Source organism: Stenotrophomonas sp. STEN018, assembly GCF_056760235.1.
Genome location: NZ_JBRREK010000008.1, coordinates 47,630 through 63,412 on the forward strand (window position 1 = coordinate 47,630; position 15,783 = coordinate 63,412).

Consider the following 15,783-nt stretch of genomic DNA (forward strand, 5'->3'; position numbering starts at 1 on the left):
CCTGCAGAGGCGACGCAGATTTACTCCCTCCCTTGCGCCGAAGGCGCAGGGGAGGGTTGGGGAGGGGTAGCTTCTGCCGTTGCTCTTCGAGCAGAACAAGCCAAAGCCAACCCCCTCCCAACCTTCCCCTGCCGGCTACGCCGGCAAGGGGAGGGGTGTTTCGTCACACCGCGCGAGCAGCCTCATACCGCTCGATCTCATCCACCCGGCCCAGCAACCAACCCAGCTGATCCACGCCCTCCAGCAGGCAGGTCTGCGAGAAACCATCCAACGGGAAGCTATAGGTCTTGCCACTGGAAGTACGCAGCTCACGCGCTGCGACATCCACGGTCAGTTCGTCATCCGGGTTCTGCATCAGCGCCTGCACGTCGGCTTCGTCCAGCACGATCGGCAACAGGCCGTTCTTCAGCGAGTTGTTGCGGAAGATGTCGGCGATCTCGCTGCTGACGATCGCCTGCAGGCCCAGATCGGTCAGCGCCCACGGCGCATGCTCACGCGAGGAGCCACAACCAAAGTTTCGCCCCGCCAACAGGATTGCGCGGCCCTGGTTGTGCGGCTGATTGAAGGCGAACTCCGCATTCGGCGAGCCATCGGCCTGCCAGCGCCAGTCATTGAAGGCGTTCTTGCCCAGGCCAGCACGCTCGGTGGTGGACAGGAAGCGCGCCGGGATGATCTGGTCGGTGTCGATATTGGTCTGGCGCAGTACCACGCTGCGCGAAACGATGCTGGTCAGTGCGGCCATCAGTACAGCTCCAGTACGTAGCCCTTCTCCCACCGGGAGAAGGTGGCGCGCAGCGCCGGATGAGGGTGCGCTTGCGCAGGGTGTTTGCCGGAATGAGCAGCGGTCGCCCTCATCCGCCCCTTCGGGGCACCTTCTCCCGGAGGGAGAAGGGCAAAAGCTACGGCCATCACGCCACCTCCTTGGCAAACAGCTCACGGGTATCGGCAACGCGGCCATTCACTGCAGCCCACGCCGCGCTCATCGGCGAGGCCAGCAAGGTGCGTGAGCCCGGGCCTTGGCGGCCTTCAAAGTTGCGGTTGCTGGTGCTCACGGCGAGCTGACCCGGTGCGACCAGATCACCGTTCATGGCGATGCACATCGAACAGCCCGGCTCACGCCATTCGGCACCGGCGGCACGCACGATCTCATGGATGCCTTCGGCCTCGGCATCGCGCTTGACGATTTCCGAACCCGGCACCACCAGCATGCGTACGCCATCGGCGACACGGCGACCGCGCAGTACCTGCGCGACTTCGCGCATGTCGCTCAGTCGCCCATTGGTGCAGGAGCCGACGAACACCACGTCCACCGGCGTGCCGATCAAGCTGTGGCCGGCCTCGAACTTCATGTAGTCCAGGCCCTTCTGCGCGGCGGCATCGTTGGCGGCCGGGATCGGCGCATCAACTGCAATCGCAGTGCCCGGGTGCGTGCCCCAGGTCAGGGTCGGGCGGATGTCGGCGGCATCGATCTGCACTTCCACATCGAAGCGCGCGCCTTCGTCGCTGTTCAACGAGGACCAGTACGCAACGGCCTTGTCGAAGTCGGCGCCCTTGGGGCCGCGCGGGGTCTTGGCGACCCAGTCGAAGGTGATCTGGTCCGGTGCCACCATGCCGGCACGGGCGCCAGCTTCGATCGACATGTTGCACAAGGTCATGCGCTGTTCCATGTCCATCGCGCGGATAGCCGAGCCACGGAATTCCAGCACATGGCCGGTGCCGCCGTTGACGCCGATCACGCCGATGATGTGCAGCACCACGTCCTTGGCACCAACGCCAGCCGCAACCGCGCCATCGACAGTGATCGCCATGGTCTTGGCTTTGCGCTGCAGCAGGCACTGCGTGGCCAGCACGTGGCCGACTTCGCTGGTGCCGATGCCGAATGCCAGCGAGCCGAACGCGCCGTGGGTGGAGGTGTGGCTGTCACCGCAGACGATGGTCATGCCCGGCTGGGTGAAACCCTGCTCCGGGGCGATGACGTGGACAATGCCGCGGTTGGCCGAAGATAGATCGAACAGCTCGATGCCGTACTCGGCGCAGTTCTTCGCCAGCGTCTCGACCTGCGCTTCGGATGCCTTGCTGGCATACGGCAGCTTGCCATCCGGGCCGGCCGGCAAGGTTGGCGTGGAATGATCCATCGTCGCCTTGGTGCGGTCGGTGCGGCGCGGTTTGATGCCGCGCTCGCGCAGCTCGGTGAAGGCCTGCGGCGAGGTGACTTCGTGGATCAAGTGCAGGTCGACGTACAGCACGGCCGGCGCGCTGTCGGTTTCGGGAACGACAACGTGCGCGTCCCACAGTTTGTCGTACAGGGTTTTGGGTGCGGAGCTCATTGGTTCGTTCCGTTGCCTATGTTCTGCCGTCGCGCTCAGGCGCTGACGGCTTCCTCGGTGGTGCTGCTTTCACGCTGGCGCAGCAGGCGGTTGGTGACATCCAGCCACGCCAACGCGCTGGCTTCGATGATGTCACGGCTGGTGCCGGTACCTTCGAGGATCTCACCTTCGTGGCGCACGCTCAGGTTGGCTTCGCCGCGTGCATCGGCACCGATGCCGACGCTATGCACGTGGTAGCTGTCCAGGGTCAGCTGCACGCCGGTGGCTGCCGACAGTGCCGAGAACAGGGCATCGACCGGACCGTCGCCCTGCGCGGTTTCGGCCACGCGGTTGCCTTCCGGATCGGACAGCTCGACCAGTGCATTGGCGCGGCTGCCGACGTCGCTGATGGTCATCGAGGCCAGACGGTAACCGTCGCTGCTGGAGGTACCCTGCATCAGGGTCTGCAGGTCGGCGTCGGTAACCACGCGCTGCTGTTCGCACAGTGCCTTGAACTGCTCGAAAATCAGCTTCAGCTCTTCTTCTTCCAGCCAATAGCCCAGCGCACGCAGGCGTGCTTCGACCGCGGCGCGGCCGCTGTGGCGGCCCAGCACCATCTGCGAGGATTCCCAGCCCACGTCTTCCGGACGCATGATTTCGTAGGTGTTGCGGTTGCGCAGCATGCCGTGCTGATGGATGCCGGACTCATGCGCGAACGCGTTGGCGCCGACGATGGCCTTGTTGCGCTGGACCGGCATGCCGACCAGACGCTGCAGCAGCTGTGAGGTCGGCACGATGCGCTGGGTATCGAAGCCGGTATCGAAGTTGTAGAAGGCGTTGCGCACCTTCAGCACCATCGCGATTTCTTCCAGCGCGCAGTTACCGGCGCGCTCGCCGATGCCGTTGATCGAGCCTTCCACCTGCCGCGCGCCGCCTTCGATGGCGGCCAGCGAGTTGGCCACAGCCAGGCCCAGATCGTTGTGGCAGTGGGTGCTGAAGATGACCTTGTCGGCACCGGCGGCATTGCCGATCACGTGCTGGAACATCGCGCGGATTTCTTCCGGCGTGGTGAAGCCAACCGTGTCGGGCAGGTTGATGGTGCGCGCACCGGCGGCGATGGCGACCTGGGTGACTTCGGTCAGGAAGTCCAGCTCGGTGCGGGTGGCGTCTTCAGCGGAGAACTCGACATCGTCCAGATAGCCGCGCGCCATGCTCACATGCTTGTGCACCGATTCCAGCACCTGTTCCTTGCTGATGCGCAGCTTGTGCTCGCGGTGCAGCGGACTGGTGGACAGGAACAGATGCAGGCGCGGGCGCGCTGCGGCCTCCAATGACTTGAGTGAGGTTTCGATATCGCCGGCCAGGCAGCGCGACAGCACTGCCAGGACCGGCTGTCGTACCTCGCGGCCGATCAAGGCCATGGCTTCGCGGTCGGACTGCGAACTTGCGGGGAAACCGGTTTCGATCACGTCCACGCCCAGTTCCGCCAGCGCCCTTGCCATCACCAGCTTCTGTGGTGGGGTCATGCTGCAGCCGGGTGATTGCTCACCGTCGCGCAGGGTCGTGTCGAAGATGGTAATTCGCGGGGTATTGTTGGTTGGAGTATTCACCAGAGGGTCTCCTCGACTGCGGCGGTAACGGAAAATTTGGGGGATTCGGATTTGGAGCTGCGCTGTGTCGATGCAACGACACGGCTTCTAAGTCGTTCGGCGTTACGCCGTCGAGGTTTACGCGGTGGACTGGGGCGTACTTCAGACAACAAGGTCGACAATACCGTGGCATCGATGTTGCCGCCGGATACCACCGCACACTTACGCCTGCCGGACACGCGTCGGCCAGCGGCCAGCGCCAGGGCGCCGGCACCTTCGGCGATGACGTGTTCTTCCAGTGCCAGCCGCACCAGGGTTTCGCGCAGCTCGGCTTCACGCACGATGACCACATCGTCGAGCAGGCTGGCGCACAGGCGGCGGGTGAGGAAGCCCGGGATTTTCACCTTGACGCCATCGGCCAGGGTCGGCACCGGGTCGATCTCGCGCACATCGCCCTTGATCGCGCGTGCCATCGAGTCGACGCCTTCAACCTGCGCGCCGATGATGCGCACACCCTGTGATTTCAAGGCCAGGGCGACGCCGGAGGCCAGGCCACCGCCGCCGATCGGAACGATCACCACGTCCGGTGCATGCGGTGCCAACTCGATGCCCAGCGTGCCTTGCCCGGCGATCACGTCGGGGTCGTCGAAGGCGGACAGGAAGCGGTAGCCGTTCTGCTCGGCCAGCTCGCGGGCGAAGGCGAAGGCTTCGTCGTAGCTGTTGCCGTGCTGGCGCACGGTGGCGCCCCAATGCTGGACGCCGGCGATCTTGGTAGCCGGTGCGCCGTGCGGCATCACCGTGATGGCCTGCACGCCCAGTCGGTGCGAGGCCCAGGCCACGCCTTGGGCGTGGTTGCCGGCCGAGGCGCAGATCACCGGGCGTTCGTCGCCGCGCTCCAGTGCAGCCAGCATCGCGTTCAAGGCGCCACGCACCTTGTACGAACCGGTGCGCTGCAGGTTTTCGAGCTTGAGCCAGGTACCGAAACGCTCGGCGTAATGCAGTGGGGTAGGCGGCAGAAAACGGCGCAGGCGGGCCTGCGCGGCCAATACGTCGGCAACGCTGACGTTCAAGGCGTCAGCGGGTGTTGCAACTGCGACGGCGCGGCCACGGTCAGGCATGTACGTGGCCGTCACCGGATACGAGCGAACCAGCTGTCGGCTGTTCGCGTCGAAGAAGACGCCTCCGTTGTTTGCGGCGGCGTACTACCGGTACGCCACTTACGTCGCTGCTCATACGCTGGCACCTGCTACCGGTACCAGCCGCACGGATTCGCAGTCGTAGACCTTCTGCAGCTGGTGGCACAGGGTTTCCGGCGGACGCGTGCCATGGATGTCCATCTGCACGTGCCAGCGGCCGGCATCGTCGGCATTGCGGTTGCCGGCGATGTTGCTGGGGGCAAAGCCGCGCCGTTCGACCATGCCGATCACGCGCACCAGCGCGCCTTCGGCAGGCTTCAGCACCAGGTCAAGCCGGTATTGCATTGGAACTCTCCTGCGCTGCCTTGGCATGGGCTGGGTTGCTGTCCAGCATGGTGCTGTTGGCGTTGTTGGGTGGCACCAGTGGCCACACGTTGGCGCGTGCATCGATGGACACGTGCAGGAACGCCGGGCCGGGCGTATCCAGCATCGCAGCCAGTGCATCTTCAACCTGCGCACGCTGGGTGATGCGGGTGGCGGGGATGCCGAACACCTGCACCAGCGCGGCGAAATCCGGGTTGTCGGACAGGTCGATCTCGCTGTAGCGCTCGGCGAAGAACAGCTCCTGCCACTGCCGGACCATGCCCAGCGAGGAGTTGTCCAGCAGCACGATCTTCACCGGCAGGCGACAGCGGGCGATGGTGGCCAGCTCCTGCACGTTCATCATGAAGCTGCCGTCACCGGAGACCAGCACCACCGTGCGATCGGGGCAGGCGAACTGCGCACCCATCGCTGCCGGCAGGCCGAAGCCCATCGTGCCCAGCGCGCCTGAGGTCAGGTGATTGCGCGGGTGATTGAAGCGGCAATGCTGCGCCACCCACATCTGGTGCTGGCCGACATCGCAGGCGATGACGGTATCCGGCGGTGCCACTTCGCTCAGCCGCTTCAGCAGCGCTGGTGCGTAGATGTCATGGCCGGGGGCGTCATAGCGGGCGGCGAACTTTTCACGGTTGGCGGCACAACGTGCACGCCAGCTGTTGCAGCTGCTGCGGATGCTGGTCAGTGCCTGCAGGCCGGTTTTGACGTTGCCGGGAATGGCGATGTCGACCGCGCGCAGCTTTGAGATCTCGTAGGCATCGGCATCCAGATGGATGACGCGGGCGAACGGGGCGAACTCGGCCAGCTTGCCGGTGGCGCGGTCATCGAAGCGGGCACCGACCACGATCAGCAGGTCCGACTCCTGCACCGCCATGTTGGCGGCGCGGGTGCCGTGCATGCCCAGCATGCCCAGGTATTGCGGATGATTGGCCGGCAGCGCACCCAGACCGCGCAGGGTCAGCACGGTTGGGATGCCGGAGCTTTCGACGAAGTGACGGAACTCGCCAACCGCATCGGCCAGACCGATGCCGCCACCGCCGTAGATCACGGGTTTTTCGGCAGCGGCAATCATTTCCACCGCAGCAGCCAGGCGTTCGGCCGAAGGTGCCGGCACCGGGTCCACCGAGGCCGGCACGTGCTCGGGCAGATGCGAGGCATCGCCCAACTGCACGTCCTTGGGCAGGTCGATCAGCACCGGACCGGGCCGCCCTTCGCGGGCGACACGGAAGGCTTCGGCAACCACGTGCGGCAGCTCATCAACGCTGCGCACCAACCAGCTGTGCTTGACGATCGGCAAGGTCATGCCGAACACATCCAGTTCCTGGAAGGCATCGGTACCCAGCAGCGGGGTAGCGACCTGACCGGTCAGGCACACCATCGGTACCGAGTCGAGCATGGCGTCGGCAATGCCGGTGACCAGGTTGGACGCACCCGGGCCGGAAGTGGCCACGCATACGCCTACCTTGCCGCTTGCGCGGGCATAGCCATTGGCAGCGAGCGCCGCGCCCTGCTCGTGTCGTACCAGGATGTGCTTGAGGCTGGAGTCCACCAATGCGTCGTAGAACGGCATGATGGTGCCGCCCGGGTAGCCGAACAGCGTTTGCACGCCTTCGGCTTCCAGAGCCTGCGTCAGCCAGCGTGCGCCGTTACGGGGCGCACCGGGGGTGGAAGTGTTCATGCAGCGACCTTTGCCAGTTGCGGGTGGGCGACCGCGGATTACGCAGTCTGACCTTGCAGCCAAACCATCTTGGCGCGCAGTTCCTTGCCAACCTTTTCGATCGGATGTTCCTTGTCGGCCTGCTGGAACTTCTTGTAGTTCGGCAGACCGGCTTCGTACTCGGCTTCCCAGTTCTTGGTGAAGGTGCCGTTCTGGATGTCGGTCAGCACGTCCTTCATGCGTGCCTTCACCGAGGCATCGATCACGCGCGGGCCGCTGACGAAATCGCCGTACTGCGCGGTCTCGGAGATGAACTCCAGCATGCGGGTGATGCCGCCTTCGTAGAACAGGTCGACGATCAGCTTCAGTTCGTGCAGCACTTCGTAGTAGGCGATTTCCGGCTGGTAGCCAGCTTCGACCAGGGTTTCAAAGCCGGCCTGGACCAGCGAGGAAGCACCACCGCACAGCACGGCCTGCTCGCCGAACAGATCGGTTTCGGTCTCTTCCTTGAAAGTGGTCTTGATGATGTTGGCGCGGGCGCCGCCCAAGCCAGCTGCATAGGCCAGTGCGAACTGCTCGGCCTTGCCGCTCTTGTCCTGGTAGACCGCGTAGATGCACGGCACGCCGCGGCCGATTTCATACTCGCGACGCACCAGTGCGCCCGGGCCCTTGGGTGCGACCAGCACCACGTCCAGATCGGCGCGCGGCTCGATCATGCCGAAATGCACGTTCAGGCCGTGCGCGAACAGCAGGCAGGCGCCCTGCTTCATGTTCGGGGCCAGTACCTCGTTGTACAGCTTCTTCTGCACCATGTCAGGGGTCAGCACGGCGACCAGGTCGGCGTCCTTGACCGCTTCGGCCGGGCTCTTGACGGTGAAGCCATCGGCCTGCGCCTTGACTTCGGTGGGGCCGCCAGCGCGCAGGCCGACAACCACGTCGAAGCCGGATTCACGCAGGTTCATGGCATGGGCGCGGCCCTGGCTGCCGTAACCGACGACGGCGATTTTGATCTGGGGCAGTTCGTTGGTGCTCATGGTGCTTGGTTTCCTTGCAATGAAGAGAGTCAGGCAGAAATAAAAACGGCCGTTGCGTCAGGACGCAGCGGCCGGGGCGGGCGGGGCAGACACCATGCAGGTCGCAGCGCTGCGGCAGGCGGCGTTGGCGGTGTGTTTGTTGGAGGTGTCTGAGGTCGGGTACATGGTTTCAGATGAAATAGAAGCTGGAAACGAAAAACCCCGCGCCGGGGCCGGTGCGGGGTCTTTGTTCGAATCTGGCATTTTCTGCTACGCGCCAGCTCGTCCCGCCCCTGTAGGTTCGGTAATAAGTACGAGTACAAGCAGCGACGCCGCGGCGTGAGCCGGGGTCGAAGACGAGTTGGCGGTGGTGTTGTGGCGTTGCAGCATCAGTCGAGATAACCACCGCAGGTAGGTGCGTGTCAACGCTTGCAGGTGTGATTTTCTGGATTCGGTGCGTAAACCCCGTCGTGGCGGCATGGTTGCGGCTGAAACCTACATGTTCAATCAACGGCTGAGGCTGGATTGCGCGGATTCGGGCCAATCCGGGAGCTTGGATTGGCGCGGGAGAAAAATATCGCCCGGTGGTGATTGGATTACGCCGCTTTTGCCGGTTTAGCAAGTAAGAGGCTCTTTTCTGGGCCTGCCGGAGGAGGGAAGCCATGATGCAGTTAACAGGACAGGACGTAACGTGTGCAGGCGCGCACCGCTGTGACGGACCCAGTGGCGAGCCGGCGACAGGTCTGGTGCAGCTGATGGGCCAGGGGGGTGGGTTGCCTGCACCGCTGATCTATCGGAAGGGTTTGACCCTGCTCGGCTACCTGGCGATCGAGTGCAACCGCATGCATTCGCGGGCAGCGCTGGCGGCGTTGTTGTGGCCAAACCTGGGCGAGACCAGCGCCCTGACCAACCTGCGCCAAGTGCTGAGCAACCTCAATCGCTTCTGCACCCTGGCTTTGGGGCAGGGCATCCTGCGCATCGAGCGCTCTGCGGTTGGTCTGATGCGCGGCAGCGAGGCACTGTTCGATGTCGATCTGCTGCAGCAGACGTCGTGGGAGTCGGTCCAGCTGATGGGCGAGCAGCGGGTGTTCCTGGATGGAATGGAGGACATTGCCGATTCCAACTTCCAGAGCTGGCTGGCGAGCACCCGACAGTTGCTGGACGCGCAGCTGCTTGATGCGGCGGCGCGCTGCTGCGATGAAATGCTGGATGCAGCGCGTTGGGAGCCCGCTATACAGCTGGCCAATGCCTTGAGTCAGCGTGATCCCTGGAATGAGGCACATACCCGGCGGGTGATGCGCGCCCATGCCGGTACCGGCATGCGTGCTGCGGCGCTCACTGTCTACCAGCGATTCGAATCGGTACTGCGGCAGGAACTGGGCCTGGATCCAGGCCAGGAGACGCGCGGCCTGCTGGAACAGATCAGTAGCGCGCCCAGCGGCGGACACGAGGCAGCCGGCTTGCTTGGAATGGCGTCTGCGCGGATGTAGGGCCGGGTTGCCGGTGGTGCTGCTGTTTGTCTGTGGGAGCGGCGTGAGCCGCGAAGCTGAGCTTGCTCAAACCTCTTCATCTGAAGATGTCCCTGCTTCGGGGCTGACGCCGCTCCCACAAGGACAGTCCGATGCCCGCGGTCCAGCTCAGCTTGCTTGAACGCTTGGGCGACGGGGAATGCAGTAGGAGGCGCATGCGCAAGGCGTGCGTCGTTGCGGTGGCTGGGCTATCGTCCAGCCATTCCCTTGTTGGTTGCCCGCCATGCTGCGTACCGCGTTGTTGCTTGCTCTATCTACTGTGCCGGTAACGGCGTTTGCCGCAGACCGCATCACCGGTCATGAATTTGCCACCCGCTCGGAAGTCATCGCGCCGCACGCAATGGCGGCCACGTCGCAGCCACTGGCCACGCAGATCGCGCTCGACGTGATGAAGGCGGGCGGCTCGGCGATGGACGCAGCCATCGCTGCCAACGCTGCGCTGGGATTGATGGAGCCTACCGGCAACGGCATTGGCGGCGACCTGTTCGCGATTGTCTGGGACCCTAAGACGCAAAAGCTCCATGGCTACAACGGCTCAGGCCGTTCGCCGCGCTCGCTGACGCTGGCGGAGTTGCAGCGGCGTGGCTTGAAGGAAATTCCAGCAACCGGGCCGTTGCCGGTGTCGGTGCCTGGCGTGGTGGATGGCTGGTTCGCCCTGCACGAACGCTTCGGACGCAAGCCGATGGCTGAAAATCTGGCCCCGGCAATTGCCTATGCGCGCGCAGGGCATCCAGTGTCGGAGGTCATTGCCTACTACTGGGATCGCTCGGTGCCAAAGCTGTCGCAGTATCCGGGCTTCAAGGAGCAATTCACCATCGATGGGCACGCGCCGCGCAAGGGGCAGATGTGGCGCAACCCGAATCTTGCAAACACTTTGCAGCAGATCGCCGATGGCGGCCGCGACGCGTTCTACAAAGGTGACATCGCTCGCGGCATTGGTGACTACTTCAAGGCCAATGGCGGCTATCTGAGCTACGAGGACATGGCCGCGCATCAGGGCGAGTGGGTCGAGCCGGTCAGCAGCAATTATCGCGGCTACGACGTGTGGGAGCTGCCGCCGAACAGCCAGGGCATCGCCGCGCTGCAGATCCTCAATGTGCTGGAGGGCTACGATTTCTCGAAGATTCCTTTTGGCTCGGCAGAACATATCCATTTGTTCGTCGAGGCCAAGAAACTGGCCTTCGCTGATCGTGCACGCTTCTACGCGGACCCGGCATTCTCGCCGGCGCCGGTACAGCGGTTGATCTCCAAAGAGTACGCCGCACAGCGCCGTGCGCTGATCTCGATGGACAAGGCCTTGAAGGAAGTGCAGCCGGGCACGCCCAGGCAGTTGGAGCAGGGCGACACCATCTACATGACCGTGGCTGATGCCGACGGCATGATGGTTTCATTGATCCAGTCCAACTATCGCGGCATGGGCAGCGGCATGGCGCCGCCGGGGCTGGGCTTCATCCTGCAGGATCGTGGCGAGATGTTTGTACTGCAGAAGGACCATCCCAACGGCTATGCACCGGGCAAGCGACCGTTCCAGACCATCATCCCGGCCTTTATCACCAAGGATGGCAAGCCGTTCGCCAGCTTCGGCGTGATGGGTGGCGCGATGCAGCCGCAGGGCCATGCGCAGATCGTGATGAACCTGGTCGATTTCGGCATGAACCTGCAGGAGGCCGGCGACGCGCCGCGCATCCAGCATGAAGGCTCCACCGAGCCGACCGGGCAAGCCACGGCGATGAATGACGGCGGCGAGGTCAATCTTGAAACCGGCTTTGCCTATGAGACGGTGCGCAGCCTGATGCGCAAGGGCCACCGCGTGGTGTTTGCCGACGGTCCTTATGGTGGTTATCAGGCAATCATGCGTGACCCGGAGAGCGGCGTTTACTACGGCGCTTCGGAAAGCCGCAAGGATGGGCAGGCGGCGGGGTACTGATCTTCGCTTCTTGTGGTTGTGGCAGGGCCAAAGCCAAAGCCAAAGCCAAAGCCAAAGCACCCCTCCCCAACCCTCCCCTTCGCTGCGCGAAAGGGAGGGGGTAGAAGCGGCTCCGTCGCCATCTTGAAGATCGCCAAGAACGGCTCCCTCCTTTTCGCGCAGCGAAGGGGAGGGTTGGGGAGGGGTAGCTCTTCGCTGCCGTCCTTACCACCCAATTGTTCAGCCACATTGCGCAGCTGGGTGCCAAGCCAGTCACATACACCACGGCAATTCACAGCCCTCCGGAGCTCCCGTCTACTTGTCGAGACCTGACGAACGCTCAGTGGCTGCCCGCGCTTCTTCCTGCGCTGCCTGCTCGCGCTCGATCCACGCCTCCATCATGTGTCGCGCGCGTTGTGCGAGCCGACGTTGCCGGTTGTGCTCGGCGTCCAGTACCCGGTACAGCGAAATCATCACCAGCACCATCAACAACGCGAATGGCAATGCTGCAATGGTGATCATGCCCTGCAGTGCATCCAGCCCGCCTGCCAGCAGCAGCACCGCGGCGATCAGTGCGATGGCAATACCCCATACCAGCTTGCGCGACAACGGTGGATCGCCGGCTTCGTCGGTGGACATGCTGGCCAGCACCAGTACCGCAGAGTCGGCGGAGGTGACGAAGAAGATGACCAGCAGTACCAAGGCCAGGCCCGACAGCAGCAACGAGGCCGGCATGCTGTCGAACAGCGTGAACAGTACCGTTTCATAGCCATTGCCCAGCGCCTGGACCAGATCGGCCTGACCAAACAACTCCGCCCACAGCGCGGTGCCGCCAAACACCGAGAACCACAGGAAGCCGAGCAGGGTTGGTGCCAGCACCACCCCGACCACGAATTCGCGCACGCTGCGGCCACGCGACACCCGCGCAATGAACGCGCCCACGAACGGCGCCCAGGCGATCCACCAGGCCCAATAGAAGATGGTCCAGTCCGCGACCCAGGTACTGCCGGAGAACGGCGACATGCGCAGGCTCATCGTCACCAGCTGGTTGAGGTAGGAGCCCAGCGTGGTGGTAAAGGTATCGAAGATGAAGCCGGTGGGGCCGAGCACCAGCACTGCGGCCAGCAGCAATGCCGCCAACGCCAGATTGAAGTTGGACAACCACTTGATGCCACGGTCCACGCCGCTGGTGGTGGAGATCATGTAGAGCACAAAGGCGATGGCGATGACGGTCATCTGCAGTGGCACGCCTGCGCTCACGCCGAACACCCGTTGCATGCCGGCAGCGATCTGGATGGTGCCGAACCCCAGCGTGGTGGCGACGCCGATGGCAGTGGCGACCACGGCGGCAATGTTCACCAGCTTGCCGACCCAGCCACGATGATGGCGGCCGATGACGGGTTGCAGCATGTCGCTGATCAGTCCGCGGCCGTTGCGGTTGTATTGGAACCAGGCCATTGCCAGCCCTATCAGCGCATAGATCGCCCACGGGTGCAGGCCCCAATGAAAGAACGAGTAGCGCATCGCGGCACGGGCGGCATCCATGCTTTGCGGCGCCAGGCCTTCCGGTGGGGTGACGAAATGCGATACGGGCTCGGCCGCGCCCCAGAACACCAGGCCGATGCCCATGCCGGCGGCGAACAGCATCGACAGCCAGCTTGCACGGGAAAAGTCCGGCTCGGCATCTTCGCCGCCGATGCGCAGGCTACCGAAGCGCCCGAACGCCAGATACAGCAGGAAACACAGCGTCAGGAACACGATCAGCAGATACATCCAGCCGGCGCCACGCACAACTTGCGTCAGCGTGGTCTGCACCACGTCGTTGAAGGGGCCTGGCGCGAGGCCGGCAATCAGCACCAGCAGCGCGACCAGTGCGATGGAGACACGAAACACCATGGAGGAGCTTCTCCGATCAAATAAGCGATTGAGGGGAGCGAGCCTGAGCTTGCAGGACAACCGGCGTGCACGATGGCAACGGGCCGGGAAAGGGGGAGCGGCAAGCGCCGCAAGGCAGTCATTGGGAATCAGCCGCAGCTGCATGCTACTGAATGGCACGTCACGATTACGTTAGTGAGCTGTGAGGTCATGTGCTTGACGGCTGTACCCGCAGCGAGCCAACCCTCGTTCCCGCCGGGTTGGCATTCCCGTCGATTGCAGGTCTAATGACGCCCGAAGCGGGGGTACCGCGGCCATTGGGCCACGGTTGAGACATACCCTTCGAACCTGATCCGGCTCATACCGGCGTAGGGAAGCTTCGTGTGCCGCCAGTCGATGTGCCCGCAATGGGCCAGGGCTGGTTGGCGTACGCCTTCGCTTCGTTCCGTCATGCGAATCCCTCGCGTGGCCTTCGCACTTCGCGTGTGGATAGACAGGACGAATGCCAATGAACGCACAGCCCAGCCTGCAGCAACAGGCCCAGCAACTCTCAGAGTCGGTGACCCGGCCGATTCCCGGTTCGCGCAAGATATTCGTCGCAGGCTCGCGCCCGGACCTGCAGGTGCCGATGCGTGAGATTGCGTTGACCCGCACGCCAACCTTGTTTGGTGGCGAGGAAAATCATCCGGTCACCGTGTACGACACCTCTGGTCCTTACACCGATCCGCAGGCCAATATTGATCTGGCAGCGGGGCTGGCAGCGGTGCGCACAGCCTGGATCGAGGAGCGCGGCGATACCGAGCAGTTGGCTGGGCTCAGTTCCGAATTCGGCCGTGGCCGTCAGCACGATGCCAAACTCGATGCCGTACGTTTCCCCGGCCGCACACTGCCCCGGCGTGCCATCGGCACTGCCAATGTCACCCAGATGCACTATGCACGCCGTGGCATCGTTACCCCTGAGATGGAATACGTCGCCATCCGCGAGAACCAGCGACTGGACGCGGTGCGTGATGCCAGTCTGCTTGCGCAGCATCCGGGGCAGAGCTTTGGTGCCAACATCCAACAGATCATCACGCCGGAGTTCGTACGCGATGAAATTGCGCGCGGCCGCGCGGTGTTGCCGAACAACATCAACCACCCGGAGTGCGAGCCGATGATCATCGGCCGCAACTTCCTCACCAAGATCAACGCCAACATCGGCAACAGCGCGGTGTCGTCCGGTATCGCGGAGGAAGTGGAGAAGCTGGTATGGGCGATCCGCTGGGGCGGCGACACGGTGATGGATCTGTCCACTGGCAAGCATATCCATGAGACGCGCGAATGGATCGTGCGTAACTCGCCGGTGCCGATTGGCACCGTGCCGATCTACCAGGCGCTGGAGAAAGTGGATGGTCGCGCCGAAGCGCTGACCTGGGAGATCTTCCGCGACACCTTGATCGAGCAGGCCGAGCAGGGCGTGGACTACTTCACCATCCATGCAGGCGTGCTGCTGCGGCATGTGCCGCTCACCGCCAAGCGCGTCACCGGCATCGTCTCGCGCGGTGGCTCGATCATGGCCAAGTGGTGCCTGGCGCATCACAAGGAGAACTTCCTTTACACGCACTTTGAAGACATCTGCCAGATCATGAAGGCGTATGACGTCTCCTTCAGTCTCGGTGACGGTCTGCGCCCGGGCTGCATTGCCGATGCCAATGACGCGGCACAGTTCGGTGAGCTGGAAGCGCTCGGCGAGCTGACCAAGATTGCGTGGAAACACGATGTGCAGACCATCATCGAAGGTCCCGGCCATGTGCCGATGCAGCTGATCAAGCAGAACATGGACAAGCAGCTGCAGGAGTGCGGTGAAGCACCGTTCTATACGTTGGGGCCACTGACCACCGATATCGCGCCGGGTTATGACCACATCACCAGTGCGATCGGTGCGGCGATGATTGGTTGGTATGGCACCGCGATGCTCTGCTACGTGACGCCGAAGGAGCACCTGGGCCTGCCCAACCGGCAGGATGTGCGCGATGGCATCATGGCCTACAAGATCGCCGCGCACGCCGCCGATCTGGCCAAGGGCCACCCGGGGGCGCAGGTCCGTGACAACGCCTTGAGCAAGGCGCGTTTCGAGTTTCGCTGGGAAGACCAGTTCAACCTCGGTCTGGATCCGGAGAAGGCCAAGGAATTCCATGATGAGACGCTGCCGAAGGATGCGCACAAGCTGGCCCACTTCTGCTCGATGTGCGGCCCGCATTTTTGCTCGATGAAGATCACCCAGGATGTGCGTGAGTACGCCGCCGAGCAGGGGCTGGATGAGGCGCAGGCGCTGGCGACCGGGATGGCCGAGAAATCGGCGCAGTTCCGCGAGCAGGGCGCGCAGGTCTACCGGGTCGAATAAGCCGGTGAGTC

At 63.7% G+C, this 15,783-nt stretch carries 11 protein-coding genes and 1 riboswitch; of the genes, 3 read left to right on the top strand and 8 right to left on the bottom strand.

All coding sequences use genetic code 11. The features are described from left to right. Positions 1-163 precede the first annotated feature (163 nt). From leuD to ilvC, 7 genes are all read right to left on the bottom strand, one after another. On the bottom strand, positions 164-742 hold the full coding sequence (gene leuD, locus ACVOMB_RS04950; RefSeq protein WP_481530156.1) for a 3-isopropylmalate dehydratase small subunit: 579 nt from the start codon (positions 740-742) through the stop codon (positions 164-166). A gap of 166 nt (positions 743-908) precedes the next feature. Then, entirely contained in the window at positions 909-2,327 is a 1,419-nt protein-coding gene (gene leuC, locus ACVOMB_RS04955) for a 3-isopropylmalate dehydratase large subunit (protein ID WP_481530157.1), read from the bottom strand. A gap of 35 nt (positions 2,328-2,362) precedes the next feature. After that, entirely contained in the window at positions 2,363-3,916 is a 1,554-nt protein-coding gene (locus ACVOMB_RS04960; RefSeq protein WP_481530158.1) for a 2-isopropylmalate synthase, read from the bottom strand. Continuing rightward, positions 3,913-5,013: a threonine dehydratase gene (locus tag ACVOMB_RS04965; protein ID WP_481530159.1), complete on the bottom strand. Its 1,101-nt coding sequence runs from the start codon at positions 5,011-5,013 to the stop codon at positions 3,913-3,915. The genes ACVOMB_RS04960 and ACVOMB_RS04965 overlap by 4 nt, the downstream gene beginning before the upstream one ends. Before the next feature lie 111 nt (positions 5,014-5,124). Then, a complete protein-coding gene (locus tag ACVOMB_RS04970) occupies positions 5,125-5,376 on the bottom strand; it encodes an ACT domain-containing protein (RefSeq protein WP_057632948.1) in 252 nt (83 codons plus the stop codon). Next, complete coding sequence (gene ilvG / locus ACVOMB_RS04975; protein WP_481530160.1) at positions 5,360-7,087, bottom strand: acetolactate synthase 2 catalytic subunit; 1,728 nt, start codon at positions 7,085-7,087, stop codon at positions 5,360-5,362. The genes ACVOMB_RS04970 and ilvG overlap by 17 nt, the downstream gene beginning before the upstream one ends. A 38-nt stretch (positions 7,088-7,125) precedes the next feature. Continuing rightward, on the bottom strand, positions 7,126-8,100 hold the full coding sequence (ilvC, locus tag ACVOMB_RS04980) for a ketol-acid reductoisomerase (RefSeq protein ID WP_481516359.1): 975 nt from the start codon (positions 8,098-8,100) through the stop codon (positions 7,126-7,128). 641 nt (positions 8,101-8,741) lie between these two features. Between ilvC and ACVOMB_RS04985 the strand changes: the two genes are divergently transcribed. Further along, positions 8,742-9,569: an AfsR/SARP family transcriptional regulator gene (locus ACVOMB_RS04985; protein WP_481530161.1), complete on the top strand. Its 828-nt coding sequence runs from the start codon at positions 8,742-8,744 to the stop codon at positions 9,567-9,569. A gap of 262 nt (positions 9,570-9,831) precedes the next feature. Next, on the top strand, positions 9,832-11,535 hold the full coding sequence (gene ggt, locus ACVOMB_RS04990) for a gamma-glutamyltransferase (RefSeq protein ID WP_481530162.1): 1,704 nt from the start codon (positions 9,832-9,834) through the stop codon (positions 11,533-11,535). A gap of 294 nt (positions 11,536-11,829) precedes the next feature. On the opposite strand, the gene ACVOMB_RS04995 is transcribed toward ggt, so the two are convergent. Continuing rightward, positions 11,830-13,410, bottom strand: coding sequence for a BCCT family transporter (locus ACVOMB_RS04995; RefSeq protein ID WP_481530163.1), 1,581 nt, complete (start codon positions 13,408-13,410; stop codon positions 11,830-11,832). Between the two features lie 270 nt (positions 13,411-13,680). Further along, positions 13,681-13,782, top strand: a riboswitch (TPP riboswitch). 115 nt (positions 13,783-13,897) lie between these two features. Between ACVOMB_RS04995 and thiC the strand changes: the two genes are divergently transcribed. Then, complete coding sequence (gene thiC / locus ACVOMB_RS05000; RefSeq protein WP_481530164.1) at positions 13,898-15,772, top strand: phosphomethylpyrimidine synthase ThiC; 1,875 nt, start codon at positions 13,898-13,900, stop codon at positions 15,770-15,772. Positions 15,773-15,783: the final 11 nt, after the last annotated feature.

Coding starts and splice junctions, on each gene's coding strand:
- thiC (WP_481530164.1), top strand. CDS start 13,898: ATGAACGCACAGCCCAGCCTGCAGCAACAGGCCCAGCAACTCTCAGAG.
- ACVOMB_RS04965 (WP_481530159.1), bottom strand. CDS start 5,013: ATGCCTGACCGTGGCCGCGCCGTCGCAGTTGCAACACCCGCTGACGCC.
- ACVOMB_RS04995 (WP_481530163.1), bottom strand. CDS start 13,410: ATGGTGTTTCGTGTCTCCATCGCACTGGTCGCGCTGCTGGTGCTGATT.
- ACVOMB_RS04985 (WP_481530161.1), top strand. CDS start 8,742: ATGATGCAGTTAACAGGACAGGACGTAACGTGTGCAGGCGCGCACCGC.
- leuC (WP_481530157.1), bottom strand. CDS start 2,327: ATGAGCTCCGCACCCAAAACCCTGTACGACAAACTGTGGGACGCGCAC.
- ggt (WP_481530162.1), top strand. CDS start 9,832: ATGCTGCGTACCGCGTTGTTGCTTGCTCTATCTACTGTGCCGGTAACG.
- leuD (WP_481530156.1), bottom strand. CDS start 742: ATGGCCGCACTGACCAGCATCGTTTCGCGCAGCGTGGTACTGCGCCAG.
- ACVOMB_RS04970 (WP_057632948.1), bottom strand. CDS start 5,376: ATGCAATACCGGCTTGACCTGGTGCTGAAGCCTGCCGAAGGCGCGCTG.
- ilvC (WP_481516359.1), bottom strand. CDS start 8,100: ATGAGCACCAACGAACTGCCCCAGATCAAAATCGCCGTCGTCGGTTAC.
- ilvG (WP_481530160.1), bottom strand. CDS start 7,087: ATGAACACTTCCACCCCCGGTGCGCCCCGTAACGGCGCACGCTGGCTG.